The sequence below is a fragment of the Rhodococcus sp. G6(2025) genome (assembly GCF_058628105.1).
Genome location: NZ_CP179751.1, coordinates 724871 through 739271, shown reverse-complemented (window position 1 = coordinate 739271; position 14401 = coordinate 724871). Strand labels below are relative to the sequence as shown.

The window sequence follows — 14401 nt, the reverse complement described above, 5'->3', positions numbered from 1 at the left end:
TCTCCTTCGGTGCGGTGTGACCGCCATTGGCTCCCACCCACAACAACAACCAGACCAGGCACATCCCCGGCGAGTCCCGAGCCGATACCCGTGACGAATACAGACACCGATCGAAGGCGTCGACCGCGCACTTACTGCTCGGCAATTCGGGGATGCAGAAATTTGTTCAATGGCGTGGATCACAGTCTCTGGACTTCCCGGTGCCGGCTCACGAAAATCAGTGGTGCGCTGCTCGTCACTGATGTGCAGGTTGTCCGTGTAGCGCCCCTGCCAGCTGATATCCATCGTTGGCGGGGGCTGCGCTTGGCTGCGCCACACGAAAACTCACGTCGTCGCCCCCAATACCCCCTCGGTGCGCTGCCGCTGCTCGACGGCAACCGACCCAACTGTGTTCGATGTTCGGATCAGAGGTTCAGGTGACCGGCGAGACGGCTGATCGGATGCGGTTCGATAGTCAGATTCGTGGCCGCCGACGGACCGGTGACGCACACGCCGGCACTTGCCCGCAGATGAGCGGCCCCGCCCAACCGGACGGTGGCGGTATCCGTCGCGGCGATCATGCTCGCACCGAAGGCTTGGACGTGACACTGGCAGTGCGCGAGAACAATAGCGCTGTCCTCAGCGCGGATCCTGGAATGATCTGTCCCCACGAACCTGACTCTTCCCGCGGGCATCGACGGTACTGGTGTCAACGGCCTCGACGTGGGCGTACTCGTAGGCGGTCACTCGTGCCTCGTTCGACACCTGAGAAAGCAGCGGCCGACAGCCGCGACGGCGCCGCCGCTGATGCCGCCGCACGACTGTCCGATCAGCTTGACCGCAACGTCCCGCGGGATGCACCCGAGATCGAACCAGCGAAGGGCCTCCCGGACCGGATTCAGATGTGCCAGCTCGGTGCCCAGGACCTGGCATCGCAATGACCAGGAGTAGATCCCCAGGACCGCCAACGCCGTCGAGGTGGCCTGCCACACCATCCACGAACGCTCCGTCGGCCCCAGACGCCGGCTCAGGGCCGCATGAGCTCTTCTGCCGCGGACGACACCATGGCGCCCATTCAACCCCAGCACCCCACCGAACGAGTGAAGCACAACCACCGCGTACCCCACCGGGACAACCACTCAGGGCGCGTGCCCGACATGTCGAGGGCGCCGAAACGGTACCGCCGCTGGTCACGTCAGCTGGCCACGTCGTGCTGCTCACGGAGATACGCAGCACGCTCCGACTCGGACATCCCGCCCCAAATTCCGAACGGTTCCGCCGCGACCAAGGCATGCTCGCGGCACTCGATCAGGACCGGACAGCGCCGGCACAGCGCCTTGGCGCGGGCCTCCCTATGGGCACGGGCCCCACCGCGTTCACCGTCGGGGTGAAAGAAGACGGCGGAATCGACTCCGCGGCACAGGCCTTCCAACTGCCAGTCCCATACATCCACGATCGGCGCGAGACGGTGATGATGTGCAGGCGGCACGACGGACTCCTCAAACTTCGCGCTCGATATCGAGCGGACCGACTTCGTCCCCGTCCTGTACCCCCGCCCCTGTGCACAGAAACAGCGCCGCCCGGGCCCGTCGGGACGTCGACCCGGCCAGCCGACGTCTCCACTGGAGTCTGCGATTCCGGCACACCGTGGTCGCCGTCCGGCGGAAAATGGCCCTACATCGCCCGAGAGGACCGGTCATGAAGGATTCATCGCGCCCCGTCTGCCGCGCCTTCTCGCGGCCGGAATCACAACCCTGGCGCCGCTGACGGCTGCGATCGTCGGTGCACCTTCCGTGTCCGCGGCACCGGTCGATACGGTCCTGCCAGTGCCGGTAGCCGGCAACACGCTGTCGTTTCAGTATGCGACGTGGATGGGCATCTGCCAGGGCCGCGTCATCGCGCGAACCGACACCGCGACACCGGGTCTCACGTACTTCCGCATGGAGACCGGATGCACCGGGACCGTGCATTGGCGCAACCTCACCACCGGCGCGGCCGGGGATGCCGAGGTGCGAGCATCCAACTCCCCGCAATCACCGCCACCCGCGGCCGCCGCGACCGGGTCCGGTGTCCTCGTCGCCACCATCACCCTGGGTATCCCCTACAGCACCACCTTCTGGCCGGGGATGGGTATGTGGACTGTGCCCTGACCCGGAGACTTGGGCTGGTTTCCAGGCACGCGGGTGACGTGGCAGCGCATGCCCGACCCCAGTGAACGTCACCGGGGGCACGACCCCTTCACACCGGCGACCAGCACCCCGGGCCCCACACGGCATCAGGTGGGATCCCACGGTGATAGTTCGAGACTGTTGAACTCATCGAGGACCTGGTCGACGGCGGTGGTCGGGATGCGGAAGTCGCTGCCCTCCGAAGCCCGCAGTCGGTCACGCACGTAGGCGAGCATGGCGAGTTCACGCTCGACGTCTGCTGCCGTGCGGTCGCTCACGGTCTCATCCTGCCGTGAGTGGGCGGCGATTAGCTGCAGACCCCTCTACTGGCTGCAACGAAAGCAACGATATAAGATTGCGGTGCAAACGTAGCAAGGAGTGCTCATGTCGACCCACCGATCGATCTCTCCCAGGCGACACCACAAACTCGCCGGCCACCGCCTGCGCCGCGACACCGCCACCGGCCGCTACACCCGCGCCGGCGACCGCCCGCACGCCGCTCCGTCGCCGGACGAACGGCGTTTGTCGGATCTGTCGACCCCCGAACTGATCGACGTCGTCGCCTCCGAACTCGCCGCCCGCCCCGAGATGCACCTGGTCCGCAACCAGGTGACCGCTCTGCTGGCGATGGCACCGACCCTGACCGACCGCACCCAGGCCGCCCGGATCGGCGCCGACCTCGTCGACGACGCCATCGCACAGGCCGACCTCGAGCAAGCCGCCCGCCGGCACATCCTCGACCACCCGATGCTCACCGCCGGCCAGGTCGCCGCCGTCCTGCACCGGCCCGCATCAGATCGCACCGTCGCCTCGAGGCTGCGCACCACCGGCAAGGTCGTCGCCCTGCCCGTGGGCAACAGCTACCGGTACCCGGCGTTCCAGTTCGACGAGGCCACCGCCTCGGTCCGCGACATCGTCGCCGCCGTCAACACGACTCTTGGTGCGGCCGCCGACCCCTGGGGTGTGGCGTCGTGGTGGCTGACCCCCTCCACCCGCCTGCCCGAGGGGCAGACCCCGGCCGACCTCGCCGCCGACCCGGACCCCACGACCGGCCGGAAGCTCGAGCGACTCGCCGCCGCGGTGCTGCCCGACTGATGCCGAACATCGAACCACCGGCCGCAGGACTGCTCCGGCCGGCGCACCGCACCGTGCTCACCGCCGGAACAGTGGTGTGGCCGGTGCACAGCAGCCACCGCGCCCCGCACGCCCCGAACCCGACCGCGCAGCCCGACGAGTACGCCGGCGGCCGGTTCGACTCCCTCGACGGCAGCTACGCCTACCTCTACATCGCCGACAGCCCCGACGGGGCGATCGCCGAAACCATCTGCCGGGACCTCCCCTTGGACCCCACCACCGCCCGGATCGTTCCTGCCTCCGCCGTGACCGGCCGCACCCTCACCGCCCTCACCGTCACCCGCACCCTCACCACCGCCGCACTCCACGGCCCGCACCTGGCCGCGGTCGGACAAGACCTGTGGCTCACCAAATGCGAAGCCCGGCAATACGTCACCACCCGCCGCTGGGCCCACGCCATCCGTACCGCCGACCCCGCCCTCGACGGCCTCGCCTACCGGCCCCGGCACAACGAAGACACCCTCGCCTGGATCCTCACCACCGACCCAGCGATCACACCCCACCCCGACCTGACCATCGACCCCACCACCACACCCCTGCCACTCGACCACGGCCCCGGCCGCGACCTCGTCGCCCGCATCATCGCCGACCACAGCGCCATCCTCTCCCCCACCTGACCCACATAGACGTGCTGCACGCTCAGCGACACGCTCACGAACCGCGATCGTGAATCGTGAATCGTGAATCGTGCGACGCATCCACCAGGACATGGAGCGCCGGACCGCACCCGAGGAGACTTCCATCAGATACGGCTCGGCGAAGATCGTTGGGCACGAGGTCCTGCGCGCAAGCCGTGCTGGTCGAGTAAGGACGGCATCGTTTTTTATCGGGATGCCGAGGGTCGCGCGCCCATGTCGGGTCGTGGTCTTCTCTCCTCCGGTGATCCGTGCGATGCCGAATTCGGTCAACTGCGGTTCGCCGTACTCGGTTAGCAGAATGTTGCCCGGTTTGATGTCGCGATGCAGTACTCCCCGCGGCGCGCAGTTTCGAGAGCGCCGGCGAGTTTGACACCGGCCGCCAGCGCCGCTGCCGCCGTCAGGGCTCCGATGCCTGGTAATCCAGGAATCGAGGGAAGTCGCAGCGATGGAAGGGCATCACGATGTACAGGCTTCCGGTGTAGGCGATTCCGGCTTGCAGGCTCGGGGCTGAGGACTTTGAGCGACCACTCGATCGAGACGGTTGCCGACATCGGTAGACGACGCCGAAGCCGCCGCGGCCGGCCAAATTCGCGCCTCCTCGAAACCATCGGCCGCCAGCTCGGCAACGATATCGGCATCGACCTGGCGTTGAGTGCTCTGCACTGAGTTGTCTGCGTTGTCCGGCATGGCGACTTCGGCGCGCCATGACCGGTTCGTCGTTGCGCCGCGTCGAGCCTGTCCAGCACCTACCCATGAAGTCTCCTCGCGATGCGATTACCTCATTCTAGGGCCGTCGTCCAAACTGGACGCCGAAGTAAGAAGAATTCTTGACACAGGAAGGCACCGACCCGTCAAATACATTAGCCAAGAGCGCAATCCGTGAATACCGCAACGCGCGCGCCCTCGGCGCCAGGTTACGCCGACACTGCAGTAGGTCGCGCAGCCGGCGCTGAGAGCGGACCGAGACTGCAGACCATCCACGCTCGCGGTCATCGTCAACTTATTGTCCGCGGCGTGACTGGGTGCGCGGCACCTAGTCGAGTTGCGTCCTGCCTACCCGCCGCATGTCTCGCAAGAATGAGATCACCAAGTCCGCGAGGGAGGATCGTGATGGATGAATCCGGAACCACCATCGACCGGGCAGGTGTCATTGGGATGTGGGTGACAGCTGACGGCTTCATTCGCCAGGAGTTGCGTGCCGATGGGCGCTACGACGAGGCGCGTGGCGCACGGCAGTGTGCATATACCGGAAGTTACACGGTGACAGGAAGCCATCTCGACTACCTCGACGACCTTGGTTTTACCGCAACAGGAGACATTTGTGGCGGGGTGCTATACCACGAGCATCTCGTCCTATACCGAGAGGACCAACAGTCATGAGCGAGCGCAAGGTAGTCCTGATTACAGGCGCAAGTAGCGGGATCGGGGAGGCGACAACGCGGAGGTTGGCTGCCGACGGCCACCAGGTCTTTCTCGGCGCACGGCGCACAGGACGACTCGAGCACTTGGTCCAGGAGATTGGCGATGCCGGCGGCAGTGCAGCATTCCGCAAGTTGGACGTCACTGACGTAGCCGACGTCCAGGCCTTCGTCGAGGCCGCCCGTGAGCATTTCGGTCGCGTCGATGTTGTGGTCAACAACGCCGGAGTCATGCCCCTGTCGCCGCTGGCCGCGCTGAAGATCGACGAGTGGAACCGGATGCTAGACGTGAATGTTCGTGGCGTTCTCAATGGCATCGCCGCAGCACTACCGGTCATGCAGTCACAAGGTAGCGGACATTTCGTCAACATCGCATCTGTCGGGGCGTACGAGGTGGTGCCGACAGCGGCGGTCTACTGCGCGACGAAGTTTGCGGTGCGCGCGATCTCCGAAGGGCTGCGCCAAGAATCGTCGGGCGATGTCCGTGTTACCGTCGTCTCGCCGGGTGTAACGGAATCTGAATTAGCGGACAGCATTTCGGACGACAAAGCGCGCGAGGACATGAAGGCATACCGTGCCGTCGCGCTTCCGGCCGCGGCGATCGCCAACGCGATCGCGTTCGCCATCGATCAGCCGGCGGATGTGGACGTCAACGAGATCATCGTTCGCCCCGCCGCGAGCGCACAGTAGTTCGGCCGGACCGAGGTGGCCGTCTCCCGACGAGACGGCCACCTTGATCCACTCGCCAATTCATTCCGACGGCCGCTGGAGTCCTCAAGAAACGCGTCATCCTTTCACTGCCGCTGCGGCCTGCCCGGCTGGGTTGCGTAGTGGACGTGTCGGTGACATCGGGTTTGCACACGTCCTCTCCTGATCCTGCCGCTCGCACCCGCAGAAAGAGGACGTAGGAACACAGAGAATCACGCACCCGAAATTGGCTGCCCCCAAGACTGATAACGTATCCGCGGCCATACTCCAGGTCCATTCGCTACGACAGACGGCGTCGATCACGCTCTGCACAAGCCCGCCCCGCGCACAGCTGTTCGTACGCGGGGCCGAGCGTTGCAGACTGACGTGCCCCGCCTCGTGCCCAGATCGGTATGACCGCCAGCCCAGAACGGGGCAGCAGTGATGATCATTGCGGACAGTTCATGAAGAACGATGTCCTCTCCGGTCGAGGATCGCTCCGGAACGTCAGCTCACGGCGGCAGCCAACCCGCCTTCGTAGAAGGCGGTGATGAGCTGGCGAGCTTGCTCGGCAGGGATACCGTCGGCGTCGAACTCGGCGTCCCAGGAAACAACGGTCTCCCCTGACTTGACGTCCCGGGTGACGGCGACGGCCGCCTGGTAGTTGCGTACGGGAATGGACCCACCGACCATCTTGTAACTGTACGACTGCTCGGTCTGATTGATCAGTTCTTCGATCGCCTCACCACCACCTCGCAGGGCGACGCGGCGGCGGATGCTGTTCCGGCTGCCGTCGCGTGCAGCGTGGTCGGCATCGGGATGCCATCCGTCGATGGCGAAGAAGTCTCCGATCCTCCCCCACACCAGCTTCTGGTCCAGCGGGGTGCGAACTTCTGCATGAACTGTCAACATGCTCCTCGGATCCTTTCGTGGATGGCTGTGGGTCGTGTGGTGCCCGATTCCGCGCCAGCGACGCTGGATGTCGGTGAGGGTTCCACTGTCGCCGACGGCCGGCTCGTCTGTCGTGGGTGCAGTGCACCCACCACTACCAGGCGGTTCAGAACTAACATTGGGGAATGCCTTCCAGCGAACTTGGAGATTTCCTTCGGTCACGTCGTGCTCAGGTTTCACCGAACAACGCGGGACTTCACAGCTATGGCACTCGAAGAGTTTCAGGCCTTCGACGTGAGGAAGTCGCGATCCTTGCGGGACTGAGCTCCGATTACTACACCCGCTTGGAGCAAGGGCGAGAACGCAATCCGTCCGCTCAGGTGCTCGATGCACTCTCGCGCGCGTTGCGGCTCGATGCCGACCAGGAAATGCACCTGTACCGGTTGGCCCGCCTGGTGCCGAGCGCCCGCGGGTCCAGTGCACGGGAGTCGGTCAGTCCGACGCTTCTCCAGTTGATGGATACCTACGACTCGACTCCGGCGTTCGTGTTGAATCGGACACTCGACATTCTCGCCTGCAACCGGCTCGCCGAAGCGCTCTTCTCGCCGTTCACCGCTGCTGACAATCTGCTGCGGATGGTGTTTACCGATCCCGCGGGAGCGTCTTTCTATGCCGAGTGGCATCGCGCGGCACAGGCCACCGTCGCAACATTACGTTTGGCCGTCGGCCACGACCCGAATGATGCTCGTCTCACCCAGTTGGTCAATGAGCTGTCGGCGGCCAGCCCCGCGTTTCGCCAGTACTGGGAAGAGGGTCAGGTGCGGGGCAAGACACTGGATGCAAAGGAGCTCGTTCATCCCGATGTGGGCACATTGAGCTTGACCTTTCAAGCTTTCGACGTGCGTGACAAGCCGGGACAACAGTTGGTGATTTACCAGGCGGAGCCGGGGTCCCCGAGTGATCAGGCACTGAAGTTGCTCGGTTCGCTCACCGCGACCAGGGACCGGGAGCGGCGGGACGTGGAAGCAAGTTCGACCGACTGACCCTCGCGCAGTTGCCGACTACAAGTCCTGCTCCCTTTCTCCCAAAGTCCGCCGGGTGGCACACGGTGCCGCGATATTGACTAGTCGATCAGCGATGGCCACTTCGTCATCCGCTCACGGAGGTCGATCGCCTCACCGTTCTCGGAGAACGTTCCGTCGCCGCGGTGATGGATCTCGCCCGTGCCTCGCTTCGAATCATCTACCCACACATGCTGGGCCTGGACAATCCAGAGTCCGTAGTCATCGACGAGGCGATCGTCGACGACGCGGCATTCGATATTCGCGAAGCACTCCGCGACGAGGGGGGCCGCAACGGATGCCGATGCCAGCGGGGTGAGGCCGAAACGCTCCCACTTGTCGACGTCCGCACCGGATACGTTTCCGACGTCGACGACCTGCTCAGCGAGTTCGACGGCCGGGATGGCAATGACGCACTCTCGGGTGTCGCGCAGCGTGTCGAAGCTGTAGTCCCACGGTCCGAGCACGAATCCGATGAGACCGCCGTGTTGCACTGGCATGTTGAAACCATTTGTCATCAGATTGTCATGCCGTCCGTCGGACGTCGAAATCATGATCACAGGTCCTGGTTCAATCAGTCTGTGCACCTTGGAAATTGGGTACGGGGAGAATTCATCCGGACCAGTCATACGGTACTTCCTTCCGATCAAGGTTGATTACCTATAGTTTTCAGGGCTCAGATGATGTGCACCTGGCCCTTTCGCACCCCCCTTGGAACCGTGACCGGTTGCCTTACAATCAAGCCATGGCGAGCACTGAGTTGGGGGAATTTCTGCGGGCCCGACGCGCTGCCGCATCACCGGATTCGGTTCCGTTTGCGTCCGCGGGACCTCGGCGGGTGCCGGGGTTGCGCCGGGACGAAGTGGCCATGCTGGCCGATGTCAGTCCTGACTACTACCGCCGGCTGGAGCAGGGCCGTGAACGCCACCCGTCCCAATCGGTCCTCGAGGGGCTCAGCAAGGCTCTGGTTCTTACTTTCGAGGAACGTCGGCACCTCTACTCGCTGGCAGGTGTGGCGTGGCGACTCGACGGTGCCGAGCTTCGACGGGAGGTCGATCCCGCGTTACTGCGTTTGATGGAGTCCTGGGAGCGCTCCGGCGCGTTCGTCCTCGATCCGGTACTAGACATCTCGGCGATGAACTCCCTGGCGGTGGCGTTGTTCGAACCATTCGCCGATACGACCAATCTCGTCGAGATGGTCTTCTGCGATCCGGCCGCCCGTGAGTTTTTCGTCGACTGGGAGGAGTCGGCGAAATCCACGGTCGCCAGTCTACGAGCGACCGCCAAGTTCTCCTCGACCCCTCACCGGTTCACCGACCTCGTCGCCCGGCTCGAGGCCGCAAGCCCCCGTTTCTGCGAGCTGTGGGCTCGACACGAGGTACAGCCGAAAACTCACGAGGTCAAACAGCTGCGCCATTCGACCGTCGGCGAGCTCACCATCGAATTCCACGCGTTCGGTGTCCCGAGCGCGCCTGGCCATCAGCTTCTGGTGTACCAGGTCGAACCCGGCTCGCTCGGTGAGATTCGATTGCTCGACCTGGCGACACACCGAATCGATACCGATGTGCCCAGCGCACAGCCCGCTGGGCAGGCGAACCGACCCACCGCGTCAATGGATTAGATCCGAGAGCAGGCCGAGCAGCGCCGTACCATCCGGCGACTTCATCGGGGTCGTGCATTTCAGACTCAGGCCGTGAGGGCGGAGAACCGGCGGTCGAGGACGGGGATATCGGTGGCGGTCGCGGTGTGTGAGAACACTAGTGAGTGAAGGTGCAGGACCTCACCGCCGCCGAGGTCGTCGACGCCTTCGACGTGGAGTTCGCTGGTGAGGGTGTCGCCCTCGGGGACCGGACCGGTGTGATCCACGACATCCACCGCCACCAGATTCGGCAGGGCGCGAGTGGCCCGGCCGAGGGCGATGCCGATGGTGTGCCCGCCGTAGACGAGGCGGCCGGCGGCGCTAAACCGTTCGTGGTGGGTGGCGGCGACGTTGAGCGGTGAGCCGCGCCAGTTCCGGGGCGCTCGAGACCGGGTCGCCGCTGCTGCGAGCACCGCCCCGAGCCCGGCATCGAAATGCGTGCCCGGCACCCGCGTGTGGTATGCGTCGATGCCGGTCAGCGCCTCATCGACGATCTCGAGGTCCCGTGTGGTCTCGGTCTTCGGGAGCACGACGCTCGCCAGGCCGGGCAGTGCCGCGCACGCGGCGAGGTCGTCCCGTGCCCGTTCACCCGAAACGACACACTGCCCTCGCGGTCGGTCTCAGTCACCAGTCGGCGCACGAGGTCGCGGGCCTGCTCCTTGTTTGCGGGGGGGTGACGGAGTCCTCACGGTCCAGGCCAGCGCCTGGCGCGCCTTCCGTTTGTCGGAACCGGGCGCGATCAGCACTGACCGCCGCCGCGTAGCGATCTCATTCACCACAGGCTCCTTCGACGCTATTCATCCGGTTGTTTTTTGGTTTGCAGCACGCCTGATGGAGGTGAGCGAGAACATGCACTGATCAGTCAAAACATCTACTAACACACAGTTTCACCGGTTGCACTGTGACCGCACCGCTAATCATTGGGAGGATACGTACGGATGAATTGGGTAACGGTTTTGCGGTTTGCCTGGGGGTGGTGCACCTAGGCAAATCGCGGCCTGTTCGCCCACCCCGATCACGCCGACGATGGAATCCGTACCCCGAGGAACCACACCTCGAAACACCACCAAGGAGACACACCCCATGAGCCAGGTCCTGACCGGAACCCCCCTCACCGGCCGCATCGCCGTCGTCACCGGCGCCTCCAGCGGAATCGGCGAAGCCACCGCCGAACGACTCGCCCAACTCGGCGCCAAGGTCGCCCTCCTCGCCCGCCGCACCGACCGCATCACCACCACCGCCAACCGCATCAACGCCGCCGGCGGCACCGCGATCGCCGTCACCACCGACGTCACCGACCGCACCGCCCTGCAAGCCACCGCCGACCGCATCACCACCGAACTCGGCCCCGTCGACCTCGTCTTCGCCAACGCCGGCGTCCAGCTGATCTCCGAAATCGTCGACCTCAAGGTCGACGACTGGGACACCCAGATCGACCTGAACATCAAGGGCGTGATGAACACCATCCAGGCGTTCGTCGGACCCCTCGTCCAGGCCGCCGCCGACGACAAACCCGCCGACCTGATCACCACCTCCTCGATCGCCGCCACCCGCGTCCTCGAAAAGTTCCAGGTCTACTCCGGCACCAAGGCCTACATCAGCCAGCTCACCCGCCTACTGCGCACCGAACTCGGCCGCAAGAACGTCCGCGTCGCCACCATCGAACCCGGCATGGTCGACACCGAACTGCCCGACCACGTCACCGACCCCGACGCCAGCAAACTCATGGCCGACCTGATCGACCAGATCGATGTCCTCCAATCCGAAGACGTCGCCGAAACCGTCGCCTTCCTCACCGCCGTCCCCAAGCACGTCAACCTCACCGAAATCACCATCCTCCCCACCGCACAAGCCATCTAACCCACCCACACACACCGTTCCCGCCCCTGGCAACCCGAGGGCGGGAACGGTCCCCACTGGATCAAAGAGGGACGACGTGAGTCTCCGGCCCCCGTCGTGCAATCTCATTCCGGGCCCCGCCTCGAGGCGGGGCCGACAACGTCAGCCTGGCGCCGACCCACATCCTTCCGCCAGCGCCCTTACACGTACCCCGCAGCACTCAATAGCCATGAGGTGACCATTGCAGTCGATTCAACTACTCGTCGCAGTGCTCGGTACGGTCATCATCTTCACCGTATGGGGCGCTCGGATTCGCATGGTCCAACCGGCCGCCCTGCTGCTCGGTGGCTGCCTTTTGGGTTTGACCCCGACTATTGCTGCTTTCGAGTTGCCACCCGAGTGGGTCCTCGTCCTGTTCCTTCCTGCGATCTTGTACTGGGAGGCTCTGACGACCTCTACGCGAACAGCGAGTCGTGATGCCCGCTCTGTGGTTCTGCTGGCGGTCGTGCTCGTGGTTGCCACGACCGCCGCAGTGGCCGCCTGCCTGCATTGGATCCTGCACATTCCGTGGGCTGTTGCGTTCGTCGTCGGGGCCGTGCTTGCCCCGACCGATGCCGCCGCCATTGCCGCGCTGGCTCAGCTTCTACCGCCCCGGTTCATGACGTTGCTGCGAGCGGAGAGCCTGATCAACGACGGAACTGCGCTGGTTCTTCTGGCCACCGCCGTCCCGGTCGCGATCGGCGCGCGTCATCTCGATCTGCTGCACATCAGCTGGGCCCTCGCCGCAAGCTATCTTGGCGGGGTGCTGTTCGGTGCCGCGGTCGCCGGGACCGCACTGGTCGCTCACCGGTTTCTCCGAGACTGGATGCTCTCGAGTGTGCTCAGCGTCTTGACGCCGTTTGTGGCGTACCTGCTTGCAGAGCAAATACATACCTCGGGTGTCATTGCCGTCGTGACGGCGAGTGTCCTGGCCCAGCGTGGACCGCGTGTCATTCCGCCAGCCACTCGAATGCAAACTCAGCCTTTTTGGTCACTGATTACATATGTCCTCAATTCGGGACTGTTCGTCTTGGTGGGTACTCAAATCCCCTCCGTTGTAGATGATCTGGCGCCTCAATCGTTGACGGTGGGGTTGGCAGCGGTGGCCTTGGCCGGTTTCGGCGTGATCGGCTGTCGGCTGCTGTACTTCTACACGATGCCTTCCGTGTTTCGGGCCATCGACCGCCGCGGTAGTCAAGTTTCACGCCGGATCAGTGCGCGTGAGCGTTTTCCGCTCGCATGGTCCGGTGTCCGTGGCGGGGTATCGCTGGCCGCCGCGCTCGCTGTTCCCGACACCATGGCAGATGGGCGTCCCTTCGAGTACAAGAGCCTGATCGTGTTCATCACAGCTGGTGTCATCGTTGTGACCCTGTTCGGGCAGGGCATGTCCCTGCCGCGCGTGATCACATGGGCCCACTATGACTCCATCGACGAATCTGCCGGACAGCGGACAGCGGAAATCGCTCTGACCGAGGAAGTGTTGCGGTATGTGACGGACCCGGCTCAGCGCGACACCGCCCCCCTCCCTGCCGATCGGCTCGACGCCGAGCTGCAGGAGCACCTGCGCGCCCTGACTGTCCGGCAGGAGGACCCGGTGTCGCTCCAGATACTGACGATGCGCTGGCGATCCTCGCTGCCCAGCGCAGTCGGCTTCTGACCGTGTTTGAACGACACGAGATCGACGATGCCGTGTTCTTACGGGTCCAGTCGCTACTGGATACAACCGAGGCGAAACTGAACTCGACGGTGACGTCCTGCCCGGATGAGCCGAGCGCGAAAAAACTGTAGCGAACAGTTCTGTGGCGGCGTTTAGTCGTCGAGATGCGCTCGAGGGCGCGCGATGTCGACACTCAATGCGGACTTCGGACGGTTGCACAAGGGGCCAACCAGGGCCACTTACAGCGTCCCAATCGTTCACTCGACAAGGAAATGTGCGGCTCGCCGCCATGCGCTATAACGGCCGCGAGTCACACGTTCACTTCTTCGTGCTCAGGCTCCTCGCCGCCGCAATTCCATGCGGTACGAGTACCGGCGCGGATTGAAGTGAGAGGACGTGAATTCGACGAATTTCCCGTCCGCGTCGTAGTAGAGACGCTCGATCAGCAGTATGGCGTCTCCTGCTTGACATCCGATCAGTTCGGCTTCGTACTCCGGGGCATTCATGGCGGTGATCTCTTGCCGTGCGCCCATGATCGGCTTGGTCAGCAGTTTTTCCGCGGCCCCGATCACGGTTCCCTCGCCGACCGACGGGACCCCCTCCGCGGCCAGTTTCGCACCGAGGTCGGGTTCGACGTAGTGGCGCGTCAGGACAAAGGGGATCCCCTCAAAGGAACGGCGAACGGTGGCCTTGCTGACCTCGATGTACGGCAATTCCAATCGGGACGCGATGGAGGGCTCGACGACGACCGTGAATGGTTCGATCACCTCGGTGTTCGTGTCGGGCCAGACGATGATTTCGTCGAGGGATCCGATCGAGCGGACGTAGCGGCCCCGGGTGTCCTGTTGGCGGCCGCTCACATAGGTTCCGCTGCCTTGCACGCGGTAGATCAGCCCGTCGGAGAGCAGTATCTGCAGGGCTTCGCGCACCGTGTGGCGGCTGACATTGTGGACCGACTGCAGCACGCTTTCGGTGGGCATCTTCCGTCCGACCGAGTAGACACCGGCCTCGATGTCGGTCCGCAACTTCTCGGCCAGCACTTTGTACGCCGGCACACCACGCTCCGCGGGAGCTACCTTGTTCGTCACCACGGGCCCTCCTTCTCCCTGATGCGGCCGGCAGGGTTCCATCCACCACACTAGCGCTCGTCCGGATGAATCTTCAACGTGGGCCACTCGGCATTGGTGATCTGCTGCGACACCCGAGTATTCGTGGCGACAGAGTCCATCTCGACATTTGTAGCTCGAAAAT

General features: G+C 64.3%; 16 protein-coding genes and 1 pseudogene. 10 read left to right on the top strand and 7 right to left on the bottom strand.

All coding sequences use genetic code 11. The features are described 5' to 3' along the window. Nucleotides 1–404: 404 nt before the first annotated feature. Nucleotides 405–560: a hypothetical protein gene (locus tag ACLIVD_RS40390; RefSeq protein ID WP_005572642.1), complete on the bottom strand. Its 156-nt coding sequence runs from the start codon at nt 558–560 to the stop codon at nt 405–407. Nucleotides 561–728: 168 nt separating this feature from the next. Between ACLIVD_RS40390 and ACLIVD_RS40385 the strand changes: the two genes are divergently transcribed. Beyond that, nucleotides 729–920, top strand: a complete 192-nt coding sequence (locus tag ACLIVD_RS40385; RefSeq protein WP_491933109.1) for a hypothetical protein — start codon at nt 729–731, stop codon at nt 918–920. A 254-nt stretch (nt 921–1174) separates the two neighbouring features. Here ACLIVD_RS40385 and ACLIVD_RS40380 read toward each other — a convergent pair whose 3' ends face one another. After that, on the bottom strand, nt 1175–1468 hold the full coding sequence (locus tag ACLIVD_RS40380) for a WhiB family transcriptional regulator (protein WP_052024068.1): 294 nt from the start codon (nt 1466–1468) through the stop codon (nt 1175–1177). 304 nt (nt 1469–1772) lie between these two features. Between ACLIVD_RS40380 and ACLIVD_RS40375 the strand changes: the two genes are divergently transcribed. After that, complete coding sequence (locus tag ACLIVD_RS40375) at nt 1773–2129, top strand: hypothetical protein (RefSeq protein WP_491933110.1); 357 nt, start codon at nt 1773–1775, stop codon at nt 2127–2129. Between the two features lie 125 nt (nt 2130–2254). Here the strand turns inward: ACLIVD_RS40375 and ACLIVD_RS40370 are convergent, their stop codons facing one another. Next, the gene (locus ACLIVD_RS40370; protein WP_491933111.1) at nt 2255–2425 is read right to left on the bottom strand and encodes a hypothetical protein; all 171 of its coding nucleotides are present in this window, start codon (nt 2423–2425) and stop codon (nt 2255–2257) included. A gap of 106 nt (nt 2426–2531) precedes the next feature. On the opposite strand from ACLIVD_RS40370, the gene ACLIVD_RS40365 reads away from it, so the two are divergent. From ACLIVD_RS40365 to ACLIVD_RS40350, 4 genes are all read left to right on the top strand, one after another. After that, the gene (locus ACLIVD_RS40365) at nt 2532–3242 is read left to right on the top strand and encodes a hypothetical protein (protein ID WP_491933498.1); all 711 of its coding nucleotides are present in this window, start codon (nt 2532–2534) and stop codon (nt 3240–3242) included. Next, nucleotides 3242–3898 (top strand): RES family NAD+ phosphorylase, encoded by a 657-nt coding sequence (locus ACLIVD_RS40360; protein ID WP_491933497.1) that lies wholly within the window; start codon nt 3242–3244, stop codon nt 3896–3898. The genes ACLIVD_RS40365 and ACLIVD_RS40360 overlap by 1 nt, the downstream gene beginning before the upstream one ends. Nucleotides 3899–5029: 1131 nt before the next feature. After that, complete coding sequence (locus ACLIVD_RS40355; protein WP_054717822.1) at nt 5030–5299, top strand: Atu4866 domain-containing protein; 270 nt, start codon at nt 5030–5032, stop codon at nt 5297–5299. Continuing rightward, nucleotides 5296–6027: an SDR family oxidoreductase gene (locus ACLIVD_RS40350; RefSeq protein ID WP_132476542.1), complete on the top strand. Its 732-nt coding sequence runs from the start codon at nt 5296–5298 to the stop codon at nt 6025–6027. The genes ACLIVD_RS40355 and ACLIVD_RS40350 overlap by 4 nt, the downstream gene beginning before the upstream one ends. A gap of 504 nt (nt 6028–6531) precedes the next feature. On the opposite strand, the gene ACLIVD_RS40345 is transcribed toward ACLIVD_RS40350, so the two are convergent. Further along, nucleotides 6532–6936, bottom strand: a complete 405-nt coding sequence (locus ACLIVD_RS40345) for an SRPBCC family protein (protein ID WP_491933496.1) — start codon at nt 6934–6936, stop codon at nt 6532–6534. 164 nt (nt 6937–7100) lie between these two features. On the opposite strand from ACLIVD_RS40345, the gene ACLIVD_RS40340 reads away from it, so the two are divergent. Then, entirely contained in the window at nt 7101–7958 is an 858-nt protein-coding gene (locus tag ACLIVD_RS40340; RefSeq protein WP_491933495.1) for a helix-turn-helix domain-containing protein, read from the top strand. An 80-nt stretch (nt 7959–8038) separates the two neighbouring features. Here the strand turns inward: ACLIVD_RS40340 and ACLIVD_RS40335 are convergent, their stop codons facing one another. Further along, complete coding sequence (locus ACLIVD_RS40335; protein WP_491933494.1) at nt 8039–8605, bottom strand: flavin reductase family protein; 567 nt, start codon at nt 8603–8605, stop codon at nt 8039–8041. A gap of 23 nt (nt 8606–8628) precedes the next feature. On the opposite strand from ACLIVD_RS40335, the gene ACLIVD_RS40330 reads away from it, so the two are divergent. Next, nucleotides 8629–9597: a helix-turn-helix transcriptional regulator gene (locus ACLIVD_RS40330; protein ID WP_491933493.1), complete on the top strand. Its 969-nt coding sequence runs from the start codon at nt 8629–8631 to the stop codon at nt 9595–9597. Nucleotides 9598–9662: 65 nt separating this feature from the next. Here ACLIVD_RS40330 and ACLIVD_RS40325 read toward each other — a convergent pair. Then, a pseudogene (locus tag ACLIVD_RS40325) lies at nt 9663–10070 on the bottom strand (hotdog family protein); the annotation flags it as partial. A gap of 628 nt (nt 10071–10698) precedes the next feature. Here ACLIVD_RS40325 and ACLIVD_RS40320 point away from each other — a divergent pair. Both ACLIVD_RS40320 and ACLIVD_RS40315 read left to right on the top strand, forming a co-directional pair. Then, nucleotides 10699–11475, top strand: a complete 777-nt coding sequence (locus ACLIVD_RS40320; protein WP_491933492.1) for an SDR family oxidoreductase — start codon at nt 10699–10701, stop codon at nt 11473–11475. A gap of 220 nt (nt 11476–11695) precedes the next feature. Further along, nucleotides 11696–13150 (top strand): Na+/H+ antiporter, encoded by a 1455-nt coding sequence (locus tag ACLIVD_RS40315; protein ID WP_491933491.1) that lies wholly within the window; start codon nt 11696–11698, stop codon nt 13148–13150. Nucleotides 13151–13482: 332 nt separating this feature from the next. Here ACLIVD_RS40315 and ACLIVD_RS40310 read toward each other — a convergent pair whose 3' ends face one another. Continuing rightward, nucleotides 13483–14190 (bottom strand): GntR family transcriptional regulator, encoded by a 708-nt coding sequence (locus ACLIVD_RS40310; protein ID WP_491933490.1) that lies wholly within the window; start codon nt 14188–14190, stop codon nt 13483–13485. Between the last annotated feature and the right edge of the window lie 211 nt (nt 14191–14401).

Bases quoted from the DNA above. Each gene is read 5' to 3' on its own strand.
- ACLIVD_RS40390 (WP_005572642.1), bottom strand. From the start codon at position 560: ATGATCGCCGCGACGGATACCGCCACCGTCCGGTTGGGCGGGGCCGCT.
- ACLIVD_RS40365 (WP_491933498.1), top strand. From the start codon at position 2,532: ATGTCGACCCACCGATCGATCTCTCCCAGGCGACACCACAAACTCGCC.
- ACLIVD_RS40360 (WP_491933497.1), top strand. From the start codon at position 3,242: ATGCCGAACATCGAACCACCGGCCGCAGGACTGCTCCGGCCGGCGCAC.
- ACLIVD_RS40355 (WP_054717822.1), top strand. From the start codon at position 5,030: ATGGATGAATCCGGAACCACCATCGACCGGGCAGGTGTCATTGGGATG.
- ACLIVD_RS40350 (WP_132476542.1), top strand. From the start codon at position 5,296: ATGAGCGAGCGCAAGGTAGTCCTGATTACAGGCGCAAGTAGCGGGATC.
- ACLIVD_RS40345 (WP_491933496.1), bottom strand. From the start codon at position 6,936: ATGTTGACAGTTCATGCAGAAGTTCGCACCCCGCTGGACCAGAAGCTG.
- ACLIVD_RS40340 (WP_491933495.1), top strand. From the start codon at position 7,101: ATGCCTTCCAGCGAACTTGGAGATTTCCTTCGGTCACGTCGTGCTCAG.
- ACLIVD_RS40335 (WP_491933494.1), bottom strand. From the start codon at position 8,605: ATGACTGGTCCGGATGAATTCTCCCCGTACCCAATTTCCAAGGTGCAC.
- ACLIVD_RS40320 (WP_491933492.1), top strand. From the start codon at position 10,699: ATGAGCCAGGTCCTGACCGGAACCCCCCTCACCGGCCGCATCGCCGTC.